This window comes from Promicromonospora sp. NPDC050249 (assembly GCF_040656015.1).
GTDB lineage: Bacteria > Actinomycetota > Actinomycetes > Actinomycetales > Cellulomonadaceae > Promicromonospora.
Window position 1 is genome coordinate 205946 of the sequence record NZ_JBFAKY010000008.1, and the last position, 10503, is coordinate 216448.

The window sequence follows — 10503 nt, forward strand, 5'->3', positions numbered from 1 at the left end:
CGGTTCAGGCCAGCGGCAGCAGCCCGCGCTCGGTGAACACCTTCCGCGCGACGCCGACGGCGTTCAGTGCCCGCGGGAACCCGCAGTAGACGGAGCTGTGCAGGAAGACCTCGATGATCTGCTCCGGGGTGAGCCCGACGTTGAGCGACGCACCGACGTGCACCTCGAGCTGCGCCTCGCTGCCGCCGAGGGCGGTGAGGATCCCGAGGGTCACCAGCTGCCGCTGCTTGGGCTTCAGCCCGGGCCGCGCGTAGATGTCCCCGTAACCCCACGCGACGATCTGGTGCCCGAGCTCGGGGGCGATGTCCGCCAGGGAGTCGATGACGTTGTGGCCGGGGTCGTCATGGACGGAGTCGAGGACCTTCTTGCCGGACGCGAATCGTTCCGCGCGCACCGCGTCGTTCTTGGTCATCGTTCTTCTCTTTCCGAGCTGCCGGCACGGGTGACGTGGGCTCGATTGTCGATGCAGGAGCACGCGCCGGTGGGCGCGGCCCCAGTCCAGCCCATGACCAGGCGGTAGCGCAAGATGTCTGCGCAGGTCAACGGGGCTTTTTTTCACCCGCTCACGTGCAGGCGGCGTCGGGTGCGGGCCGTTGCTGTCCCGACGCGTGACAGTCGACCTACGCTTGCCGTGTGACCGCATACGTACCCTTTGCTCCGCTACCTCTCGATCAGGAGGACGTGCGGTACGAATACGGTCCTGACTCGGCACGCAGGCCAGGTGTGCCGCACGGCTTCACCGTCGAGCTGCTCTGGGAGAGCGCGGCGTACCCCGGGACCACGCGGAAGGTCTGGATCCATGTGCCCGCCGCCTACAACCCGGCCGAGCCCGCCGGGATCGCCGTCTTCCAGGACGGCTGGTGGTACCTGGATCCCGACGGCGAGGTCCGGGGCGGGATCGTCCTGGACAACCTCGTCCACAGCGGCGACATCCCCGTCACGATCGGCGTGTTCGTCGACCCCGGGGTCTTCGCGGACATCGAGGATCCCGCCCGGCGCAAGAACCGCAACGCCGAGTACGACGCCTTCAACGGCTGGTACGGCGCCTTCCTCCTCGAGGAGATCGTCCCGGAGGTCCGACGGCGGTTCGCGATCACCGACGACCCGGAACGCTGGAGCATCGTCGGAGGCAGCAGCGGCGGGAGCTGCGCCCTGACCGTGGCCTGGCACTACCCGGACCGGTTTCGCCGGGTCGCCGGCTTCCTGTCGAGCTTCACGCAACTGCCGGGCGGCAACAACTATCCGGCGCTGATCCACATGATGCCCCGCAAGCCCCTCCGGATCTTCATGCAGGCCGGACACCGGGACCTGCGCTGGAACCAGCCCGACCACAACTGGCTCGCGGAGAACCTGCGGGTCGCCGCGGCCCTGGCGGAGGCCGACTACGACTTCCGGCTCGTGCTCGGCGACGGCGGGCACAACCCCAATCACACGGGAGTCCTGCTGCCGGACGCGCTGCGGTGGCTGGGGCGTCCGGGTGAGGCCGGCTGAGGCGGTACCTGTGCGCGCCGTCTGCGAGACCTCGCCGGTCCACAGCCTGTGGATAACGTTCCGGGTCGTCGCCGTCGCCGGCGAGCATGAGCACGCCACCGTGGTGCCGGACGGCGGGGTGGCCTGGCGGCTGACTCAGCCCAGCGCGACAACGAGGTAGTCCTGCACGACCGTCGCGAAGCCGCGCGGCACATAGCCGCTGAGCTCTGCGGGTGCTACCCACACGATGTCCCGGAGCTCGTCGGTGTCGGCGACGTGGGCCTCGCCGTGCTGCACGCGGCAGGCTACGTAGCCGATGAGCCGGCCGGTCTCCGGGTGTACCCGTTCCCCCAGCGTCGTCACAGCCGCGACCACGAGGCCCGTCTCCTCCGCCGTCTCGCGCACAGCCGCCTCTGCGAAGGTCTCACCATGCTCGACGGCGCCGGCCGGGAGCTGCCACGACAGCGAGCCTTCGGATACTCCGCTGGACCAGGAGGAGACGACCGTCCCGGACGATGACGGCTGCGGCGATCGCCGTTCGCTTGTCGGCGCTCGCACCAGTTGTCATGGATCCGACCTCAGACGCTCAGGGGCGCAACCGACAGAGTCCCCGCGTCGGCGTCGAGCTCGCACTCGACCCCGAGCGGGACAGACACCGGATCCTCGAGGTGCCCGAGCGGCAGCCCGGCCAAGATGGGCACGCCGAGCGAGCCGAGCCGGTCGCGAAGGACGTCCAGGACCGTCCACTCGCGGTCCTCGTAGTCCTCGAAGCCCTCCAGGGCGCCCACCGCGACACCTGAGATCCCGTCGAGCGCGCCGGACATCAGCAGCTGGGTCAGCGCCCGGTCGACCATCCCGAGACCGACCTCCCGGTGGGTCTCCACCAGCAGGACATGGCCCGCGAGGTCGTTGTCGACGACTCCGACACCGCGGGCCAGCATCTCGAGATTGCCGCCGTACAACGGCCCGGATGCCGTGCCACTGGTGGTGAGCTCGGCACCGAACCGGCCGCCGTCGCCCCGCACCGGTTCGCCACGCTCACCGACCAGCAGCCGCCGGACGGTCTCCGCACGAGTCCCGGCAACTGCGCCGTGTACCGATGGAACACCGGCCAGGTGCCACACCTGGTGCAGCGCGGTGATGTCACTGAACCCGATGACCGGCTTCGGGTCGGCGCGCAGGGCGTCCGTGTCGACGTCGGCGAGCAGCCGGAAGCTGCCGCAACCACCTCGCAAGCACACGATGGCCCTGACCTCCGCGTCGGGGATCGCGGCATTGAGATCTGCGGCGCGCTGACGATCACCGCCGGCCAGGTACCCGAGCCGGTCGGTGGCATGACGCCCGACGCGCGCCCTGAACCCCCACGACTCGACGGTCGCGACGCTCTCCGCCACCCACGGCTGGTCGCTCCAGCTGGCCGGCGACACGAGCGCGATGACGTCGTCGGGCTCGAGTCTCCGCGGTCGAGCCGCCTTGGACCGAGGCTGAGGGAGTCGCGACATGCGGGACCTTACCGGGCCGACGACGGCGTCAGGCCGCTAACCTGCCTGCGTGCCCGGACCCGATGCGTTGTCCACAGGCCCTGTTGATCTCATTGCCCTCCGCGAAGCGCTGGAGGCGTCGTGGAGTGCGCAGACGTCGTACGGCGGGGTGTGGGAGGAGGGCAATCCCGCTCTCGGCCAGTGCTATCCGACGGCGCGCGTGGTGCAGCACTTCCTGCCCCGGAGCGAGATCGTCAAGGGAACCGTGTGGACCGGTGTCCGGCAGGAGATCCATTTCTGGTGCGAGCTCGAGGTCGGGGACACAACCGTCGCGATCGACCTGACCTGGCAGCAGTTCCCGCCCGGATCCGTCGTGACGGCTAGGGAGACCCTCGACCGGAACGCCCTCGGAGACAGCCCCGCGACCGTCGTCAGGTGCGACCTCTTGCTGACGGACGTCGAGGCACACCTCCGTCGGGCCGTCCGCTAGCGCCGGTCACTCGCCGAGCGGGACCTCACGGATCACGTCCCACTCGTACATCCGCTGGTCGCGATGCATGCGGATCAGCGAGACCTTCGTGTATGTCGCGGTAGACGGCGCTGCCGGCTCGGCTCGGTCAAGGGCTTCGCGGATCGGCGCGACATTGGCGTCGGCATTGCCGTACGCAACCGAGACATGAGCTCGGAACCCGTCCTCGGATTCCGGACACTCGCCGAGCGCGTCGGTGATACCCGCCCGGATGGCTCGGCGCACCTGGTCGAACGCCTCGGGATCGCTCGGCGCCAGGATCACGGCTTCGCTCGTGATGTCGGCTCGCTGGTACGACGTCGTGATCGGGGCGAGCGCGCGCAGCCGGTCGGCCACTCGAAGGGTCATGAAGTCGAGGGCCGCGATGTTGATGTCCTCGACGTGGCCGACACCCTGCATGGTCATGTGCAGCCACTCGTCCGGGATCGGGTCGAGGGTCTCGACCGCGCTCACGGCGGCTCGGTAGCGCTGCGCGAGGTCGTGCACCTCGGGCTGATCGTCCTGCGTGATGTGCCAGGCGTAGAACCTGGTCCCGACGCGCCAGCCTGGACGCCACCACCAGTGGTCGGTCATGGCGGAGTGATCGGCGTTGCGCGCGCTGTCGTCAGTCATCAGATATCAGACTCCCGTGCGATGAGGTCAGGCTCGACCAGCATGCCGTAAGTGGACGCACATATCGTCTGACGTCGCGGGTGATCCTGGCCCTACGCTGGCGCGCATGACCGAGAGCTCAGGCACCGGCGTCGAGGCGCTGCTCCGTGAGGACATCATCCCGCTCGCTGCCAGCACGTTCGTGACGGTGTTCACCGGCGTCGGGCTGGGGCGCAATCAAGCTCGGAACCAGGTCGACAAAGAGCTCGCCCGTCGGTTCGGAAAGCCCCGCGGATCCGACAGTTACCACGCCTTCCAGGCCGTCGTCCATCAGATGGTCCTGGTCTGGGAACAGGCGCGGATCGCCTCGAGGACACCGTCGGGACCCCTCCTCCTGCTGCCCGACGGCGCCCGGCTGCTCGCCGCCTCGAACCCCGTCGACGAGTTGCGGGGGCTGCTCCCGCGATGAAGACCTGGCCGGAAATACCCGCCCGGGCCGACGTCGAAGCGGTGGTCCGCGACTACTTCGACCTGCTCCGGGCCGGGCAGGTCGACGACGCCGCGCAACTGGTCGACCACACGCCGGTCCCGCACGTGCTCCGGTCGCTCTGGAAGGGGTCGGTGGGAACGACCCTCGACGAGGGACTTGGCGACGGTCTTCCTGCCGACGCGTGGAGCACCGACCTGTCCTGGCTCGGCGAGCTCGAGCTCGGGGACTTCAGCTGGGGCGACAGCAACCACTTCTACGTCGAGATCGTCTACCGCGCTCAGGTGAGCGAGCTGTCGCTGGGCTTCTGGGTCAAGCCTGTCGGTGACGGCTGGGCCGCCTCGGGGCCGTCGACGCTCTGGTAATTCGCGTCTGCATGGTTCGTCCGGTCTCGCGGCGTCCCGTCCCGCTCTTAGTTTCCGCCGCGACTTGCGGCTTCCGTAACGTCAACCTCTAGTGTCGGGGCACCGCTGTCCCTCGATCCTCTTGATTCCGGTAGGTGCCCGCCGGAGGCATCTGGGACTCGGGAAGATGGTTGGATGACCAATAGTTACTTTCAGCGTGTCCAGTGGCTTCACGATGATCCGGAGGATCCGGTGGTGCTGTGGGCTCACGTTGTCGACGGGTGGGAAGTGCGGAAGGTCGATGAGTTCCCGGACGGGAGTCTCGCGTGGGCCGATGGTGAGCACGAGTCGGATAGCACTGGGCTGGGGACGGTGCCGGTGCCAGCACCTGAGGAGATCGAATCGGATCCGCAGTTCCTGGTCGAGTTGGTGACGAGGGAAGTGTTCGATCGGGTCTGGCAGCGGGCTCGTGCCGGGGATGCACCCTGAGCTGCCTGATGTGACGGAGTGAGAGACGGTCTCGACTACTGCTGTCAGGGCCGTCTTCGCCATGTCTGGGGCCGCGCCGGTGGTGGGTGCGACGGGGTGCGGCCAAGGCGCCCTAGCGCCGAGGTCGCGGGGTCCCTGTCGCAGGCCCCGCCGACGGCGGGGCGCTACGCCGCGGAGCGGCGCCTTGACGGAAGGAAATGCCGCGCTCTACCGGCCGCGTGCGCGAACAGTTAAAAGGAGGCTCCGGAGGGCACCGGGGTGACAGTGAGGCCGCACGACTTCCGACGCGCCGTGGCGTCCCTTCTGGATGCTCAACTCGACACGAAGACGGCGGCAGCCCAGCTCGGTCCCTCGACGGAGGCAACGACGCTGCGGCACTACGTGAAGCGGACGCACATTGCGCCCGCCGTCCGGGTGGTCCTGGACCTGCTGGTCAACCGGCCCACCAGCGACTCCCCCGAATCGAATGTCATGGGAAAGTGATGGATTCCGGAGACGACGACGGCCCCCGACCGGCAAAAAAATGCAGGTCAGGGGCCGTGCCTTGCACTCAGGGTGCGGTAGCGGTGGGATTTGAACCCACGGTGGACTTTCACCCACACACGCTTTCGAGGCGTGCTCCTTAGGCCGCTCGGACACGCTACCTTTGCCCGCCGCAAGAGGAGCGGGCCGTAGCAGGATACCCGGTCGAAGCCCGGTTCCACGAATCGACTTCGGCGCCCCGGGCACACAGTGACGAGCGTCTCCCCCAGCCGCCGACTGTCCGACGACCAGAACCGCCAGATCCTCCGAACGCGTCGCATCATCCGGCGACCCGGACCCGACCGTAGAGTGGCCTCATGGCGACGACCGCTGACGCAGAACCTCTCTCCGACACTGCGGCAGGTGCTGCGGCGGGCACGGCGGACGACCCTTCAGACGCCAAGGTGGGCGACCTCGTCGAGCGCACGGCGGCCTCGATCCGCACATGGATCATCACGGGCAAGGCTCGCCCGGGCGAGCGCCTCTCGGAGAAGGCGGTCGCCGAGACGCTCGCGGTCTCGCGCAACACTCTCCGCGAGGCCTTCCGGGTGCTCACCCACGAGAACCTGCTCGTCCGACGTCCGCACGCCGGCGTCATGGTGGCCGTCCCCACGCTGGCGTCGATCCTCGACATCTATCGCGTACGCCGCATGATCGAGGGTCAGGCCCTGCGGGGCGCGCTGCCCGGGCACCCGGCCACCGAGATTATGCGCAAGGCCGTCGAGAGCGCGGAACGGGCCCGCGACGAGAAGGACTGGCGCACGGCGGGCACGGCCAATATGGAGTTCCACCGCGGGATCGTCGCGCTCTGCGACAGCGAGCACCTCGACCGGCTCTACGCCACCGTCTCCGCCGAGCTGCGCCTCGCGTTCGGCCTGCTCGCCAACCCGGAGTACCTGCACGCCCCCTACGTGGCGCGCAACGCCCGCATCCTGGAGATGACCCTCGCCGGGGAGAGCGCGGCAGCCGCCGCAGAGCTCGACGAGTACCTCGTCCAGTCGGAGCGGACGGTCGCCGCCGCGTACTCCCGGCGCACACCCGGCGACTCTGCCTGAAACCTCGGCACCCAGACGTGTCACTCAGAGTGCACATTGTCGACTGAGAGCAACACATCCCGCTCGGTACCACTTTCCCCGGAGCGCCTGGCCGGTGCCGCCCCACCACCGCCAACGGCCCACCCCACACCGGCTCACCGCACCGGCAGCACCGCCAGCAGCTCCTCGAGCTGCGCTCTCGTGTTGGCGACATAGCCGCCCCGCAGCCGCATCGCCGCGTCCCACACCTCACGCTCCCCCGACGTCTGCCGCTCCAGCACGCTCATGTTCTCGGTGAGGTCCAGCCGTCGGTTGAAGCCCTGGACCGTGTCCCGCCAGCGGTGCAGAGCGGTCACCAGGACGGTGTCCCGGCGCCGGTCGAGCGCCCCCGAGACGAGCGCCGCGTCGACGGCGGAGACCGCGAGCCGCGCGAAGACGGCCCGCGGCCGGTCGTCCGTCGTCCGCGCGAACTCGTTGTCGGCGAGCACCGCCCGGTTGCGCTCCAGCTCGCGCCGGATCGCCGCGAGCACCTGGGCGTGCCGTTCCGCCTCGCTGCTCAGCCGCTCGACGATCAGCCCCGTCATACCGGCGATGAGGGTCAGCGAATTGACCGCCGGCTCCCAGCGCGGCTCCCCGGGAAGGGCGAACCACAGCACGCCCAGCACAAAGGCGGTGGCCAGCAGCACGTAGGTGACCGTCGCGACGGTGGCGCGGGCGACAGTCACGTGCCGCTCGACGAGCCGGCCCAGGCCGGGCACGGTCAGGCCCAGATGGTGAAGGGCCGGTCGTCCACCCGCGGCTCCGCCACGTCAGGCGGGCCGACGACGTAGACCCGGTCCCCCGGACCCAGCACACCGAGGATGCGCTCGAGAGCGGCCGCGGCGTCGGCGTCGTCCGTGACGGCGAGATCCAGGTGCAGGTGCAGGACGCCCGCACCCACCCGCGCCCTGCGCCGGAGCAGAGGCACCGCGCGGACCAGCAGGCCGAGCCGATGCCCCACGGGCTGCTGCACTGTCGGTTCGGCCATGTCGGTCATCCTCCGGCGTGAGCGGGCAGATATCGCTGCACAACCAGGCTAGCGGCGTCCGACATAAGTATCTAGGTTGTTCAACAATTTTTGCTGACCTGCTGCACGGACTCGACCAGTGAAAGACAGGCTCGACCAGCAGTAGATCGCTGGCCGAGCCTGTCGTCGCTGGTCGAGCTTGTCGAGACCTCAGTAGACGTACGGCCAGCCCGCCGAGTCGTAGCCGAGCAGGTTGATGCCCAGGCGGGACGCCCCGCTGTCCGTGTAGTAGTGGTAGAAGAACGCGTCGGCATCGTCGTCGGCGATCACCGCCTGGTGGCCGGGGCCGTGGATGCTCCCGTGGCCCGCCAGGATCTCCGTCCCGCCACCGGAGTTCATGGCGGTCCCGGCCCGGTCGACGTACGGACCGGTGACCGACGTCGAGCGACCCACCATCACGCGGTAGGTGCTGCTGGCGCCCTGGCAGCAGGCGTCGAACGAGACGAACAGGTAGTAGTAGCCGTTCCGGTAGTGGATGGTCGGCGCCTCGATCGCGCCGCCGCCACGGCCCGCGATGCTGTGGAACTCGGTGCCGGACCGCTTGCCCGTCGCGGCGTCGAGCCGGATCATCTTGAGGCCCGACCAGAACGAGCCGAAGCTCAGGTACCAACGGCCGGACTGGTCGATGACGAGGTTGGGGTCGATGGCGTTCCAGTTGTCCGACGTCCGCGACTCGACCACGAGGCCCTGGTTCGTCCACGAGCCCTGCGCACCCGTGGTGCTCGTGGCGAGGAAGATCGCCGAACGGTTCGAGCCGAACGTCGAGGCCGAGTAGTACATGTAGTAGCGGCCGTTGACGTAGGTGATGTCCGGCGCCCAGACGTGGTTGCTGTTGTTCGTGTACGCGTGCGCCCACGGGACGCCGTTCGGGAACGCGGCCCCGGCGTCGTTCCACCGGGTGCGGTCGGTGGACGTCTTCAGGGTGATCCCGTTGCCCGTGTGGGCGAGCAGATAGCCGCCCGACGGCGTCTTGGCGACCTCCGGGTCGTGCACGCCGGTGCTCCCGGTGACGGTCCCCGGGTTGGGATAGGCCGCCACCACGCCGGGTGCCGCCATCGACGCGGCGGGGCTGATCGTGAGCCCCGCTGCGACAAGCAGCGCGACGGCCACCCGTCGGCGTCGGGCTCTGCCGGCTGATCGTGTTCGGAACTGGTGCATCTTTGCCTCCGTCCGGAAGGTGCCGGCCGCGACGGAGCCCGGTTGTGAGCGCTCACAATCCAGGGCCGGACCGTCGTCGCTCCGGCTTTACAAGGTTGTAGAACAGTGTGGGGCGGGTGAATTGGCGCGTCAAGGGCCAGCCAGGACCAGAGTTGCCGGCACCTCGGACGAGGACTTCGAACGGTCGGCGAAACACGCTGTCAAATCTGGCATCCTGCGCGGTAGCCTTCCGACACCGCCGAGGGAGGACACCGATGCCCGCGCCCACGCTCTTCGACTACTCGGACCACAGTCCGTACTCGAACCCCGGAAATCACACAGGACTCTTCACCGAGCTGAGCACCGCTCCAGCCGACCTGCACAAGTTCGTCTGCTCCGCCGTCGTGCACTACCGGGCCGGTGGCCCGCAGCTGACCGAGGCCCAGAAGTCCGACCCGGACCGCCGCTGGCTGACCTCGATCCTGGACGCCGCCGAGATGCGTGCGCCGCTCGACGGGCCGCGCACGCAGGCTCAGCAGGTGGCCGGCTGCTGCCGTGACCACACCCTCCTGGCGCTCGGCGTGCTGCGCACGCACGGCGTCCCCGCGCGGTCCCGGATCGGCTTCGCCACGTACTTCGTACCCGGCTGGAACGCCGACCACGTGGTGGGCGAGCGCTGGGACGGCACCCGCTGGGTGCGGTTCGACCCGGAGCTCAGTCAGGAGGACTTCGACTTCGACGTCCACGACATGCCGACCGGCCCGGACTCCCCGTTCCCGACGGCGGCCGAGTCGTGGCTGGCGATCCGGGCCGGTACCGCCGACCCCGCCACGTACGGCGTGGACAGGGACCTGCCGGGGCTGCGCGGTCGGGACTTCGTGCGCGACTACGTGCTGCTCGAGGTCGCGCACCGGCACCGCGACGAGCTGCTGCTCTGGGACCTGTGGGGATCGCGGCTCCGGAGCCCTGTGGTCCGCGAGGCGGGGAACGGTCGCGCTGAGGCCTGGATCCAGGAGACCGGGCTGCCGGGTGCCGACGTGTCCGACGCCGAGCTGGACGCCGTCGCCGACGAGCTCGCGTACCTGCTCGTCGCCGCCGACGCCGGGGACCAGGAAGCCGCCGACCAGCTCGCCGAGCTCTACCGCGAGGACGTGCGGCTGCACCCGGGCGAACGCGTGCTCACGCTCTCCCCCACGGGCCACCACGGCATCACGGACCTCTCCGCCCACTGACGGCCCGACCCACTGCCGAGACAGAACTGGGTTTCTCGCGGCGTCCGCGTGGCGTGCAGCCCGACGTGATCGTCCGCCAGATGCGGGATGTCGGCTTTGCTCGGCGCGAAGTTGGTCGCCC

At 69.3% G+C, this 10503-nt stretch carries 15 protein-coding genes and 1 tRNA gene; 8 read left to right on the forward strand and 8 right to left on the reverse strand.

The features are described from left to right. Window positions 1–4 precede the first annotated feature (4 nt). On the reverse strand, window positions 5–412 hold the full coding sequence (locus AB0I32_RS09140; protein WP_357505025.1) for a carboxymuconolactone decarboxylase family protein: 408 nt from the start codon (window positions 410–412) through the stop codon (window positions 5–7). Window positions 413–681: 269 nt separating this feature from the next. On the opposite strand from AB0I32_RS09140, the gene AB0I32_RS09145 reads away from it, so the two are divergent. Then, the gene (locus AB0I32_RS09145; RefSeq protein WP_357505027.1) at window positions 682–1491 is read left to right on the forward strand and encodes an alpha/beta hydrolase-fold protein; all 810 of its coding nucleotides are present in this window, start codon (window positions 682–684) and stop codon (window positions 1489–1491) included. A 135-nt stretch (window positions 1492–1626) separates the two neighbouring features. Here the strand turns inward: AB0I32_RS09145 and AB0I32_RS09150 are convergent, their stop codons facing one another. Further along, window positions 1627–2028: an NUDIX hydrolase gene (locus AB0I32_RS09150; protein ID WP_357505029.1), complete on the reverse strand. Its 402-nt coding sequence runs from the start codon at window positions 2026–2028 to the stop codon at window positions 1627–1629. A 20-nt stretch (window positions 2029–2048) separates the two neighbouring features. Next, window positions 2049–2972 (reverse strand): LD-carboxypeptidase, encoded by a 924-nt coding sequence (locus tag AB0I32_RS09155; RefSeq protein WP_357505031.1) that lies wholly within the window; start codon window positions 2970–2972, stop codon window positions 2049–2051. 49 nt (window positions 2973–3021) lie between these two features. On the opposite strand from AB0I32_RS09155, the gene AB0I32_RS09160 reads away from it, so the two are divergent. After that, window positions 3022–3441 carry a hypothetical protein gene (locus AB0I32_RS09160; RefSeq protein WP_357505033.1) on the forward strand — a complete coding sequence of 140 codons (420 nt, stop codon included), beginning with the start codon at window positions 3022–3024 and terminating at the stop codon, window positions 3439–3441. Between the two features lie 6 nt (window positions 3442–3447). Here AB0I32_RS09160 and AB0I32_RS09165 read toward each other — a convergent pair whose 3' ends face one another. After that, window positions 3448–4092 carry a 2'-5' RNA ligase family protein gene (locus tag AB0I32_RS09165; protein ID WP_357505035.1) on the reverse strand — a complete coding sequence of 215 codons (645 nt, stop codon included), beginning with the start codon at window positions 4090–4092 and terminating at the stop codon, window positions 3448–3450. Between the two features lie 106 nt (window positions 4093–4198). On the opposite strand from AB0I32_RS09165, the gene AB0I32_RS09170 reads away from it, so the two are divergent. The 4 genes from AB0I32_RS09170 to AB0I32_RS09185 all read left to right on the forward strand — a co-directional run bounded on the left by AB0I32_RS09170 (window position 4199) and on the right by AB0I32_RS09185 (window position 5874). Beyond that, window positions 4199–4540 (forward strand): hypothetical protein, encoded by a 342-nt coding sequence (locus AB0I32_RS09170; RefSeq protein WP_357505037.1) that lies wholly within the window; start codon window positions 4199–4201, stop codon window positions 4538–4540. Continuing rightward, window positions 4537–4923, forward strand: a complete 387-nt coding sequence (locus AB0I32_RS09175; RefSeq protein ID WP_357505039.1) for a hypothetical protein — start codon at window positions 4537–4539, stop codon at window positions 4921–4923. Before AB0I32_RS09170 ends, AB0I32_RS09175 begins: the two co-directional genes overlap by 4 nt. A 174-nt stretch (window positions 4924–5097) precedes the next feature. Further along, window positions 5098–5391, forward strand: coding sequence for a hypothetical protein (locus tag AB0I32_RS09180; protein WP_357505041.1), 294 nt, complete (start codon window positions 5098–5100; stop codon window positions 5389–5391). A gap of 291 nt (window positions 5392–5682) precedes the next feature. Next, window positions 5683–5874, forward strand: coding sequence for a hypothetical protein (locus AB0I32_RS09185; RefSeq protein ID WP_357505043.1), 192 nt, complete (start codon window positions 5683–5685; stop codon window positions 5872–5874). A 75-nt stretch (window positions 5875–5949) separates the two neighbouring features. Here AB0I32_RS09185 and AB0I32_RS09190 read toward each other — a convergent pair. Next, window positions 5950–6036, reverse strand: a tRNA-Ser gene (locus AB0I32_RS09190). Between the two features lie 194 nt (window positions 6037–6230). On the opposite strand from AB0I32_RS09190, the gene AB0I32_RS09195 reads away from it, so the two are divergent. Beyond that, a complete protein-coding gene (locus tag AB0I32_RS09195; RefSeq protein WP_357505045.1) occupies window positions 6231–6968 on the forward strand; it encodes a GntR family transcriptional regulator in 738 nt (245 codons plus the stop codon). Between the two features lie 134 nt (window positions 6969–7102). On the opposite strand, the gene AB0I32_RS09200 is transcribed toward AB0I32_RS09195, so the two are convergent. The 3 genes from AB0I32_RS09200 to AB0I32_RS09210 form a co-directional block, all read right to left on the reverse strand. Continuing rightward, window positions 7103–7672 carry a hypothetical protein gene (locus AB0I32_RS09200; protein ID WP_357505047.1) on the reverse strand — a complete coding sequence of 190 codons (570 nt, stop codon included), beginning with the start codon at window positions 7670–7672 and terminating at the stop codon, window positions 7103–7105. Window positions 7673–7707: 35 nt separating this feature from the next. Continuing rightward, the gene (locus AB0I32_RS09205) at window positions 7708–7974 is read right to left on the reverse strand and encodes a hypothetical protein (protein WP_357505049.1); all 267 of its coding nucleotides are present in this window, start codon (window positions 7972–7974) and stop codon (window positions 7708–7710) included. A 189-nt stretch (window positions 7975–8163) separates the two neighbouring features. Then, window positions 8164–9171, reverse strand: a complete 1008-nt coding sequence (locus AB0I32_RS09210) for an arabinan endo-1,5-alpha-L-arabinosidase (protein ID WP_357505051.1) — start codon at window positions 9169–9171, stop codon at window positions 8164–8166. Window positions 9172–9425: 254 nt separating this feature from the next. On the opposite strand from AB0I32_RS09210, the gene AB0I32_RS09215 reads away from it, so the two are divergent. Then, on the forward strand, window positions 9426–10382 hold the full coding sequence (locus tag AB0I32_RS09215; RefSeq protein WP_357505053.1) for a transglutaminase-like domain-containing protein: 957 nt from the start codon (window positions 9426–9428) through the stop codon (window positions 10380–10382). The last annotated feature ends 121 nt before the right edge of the window (window positions 10383–10503 follow it).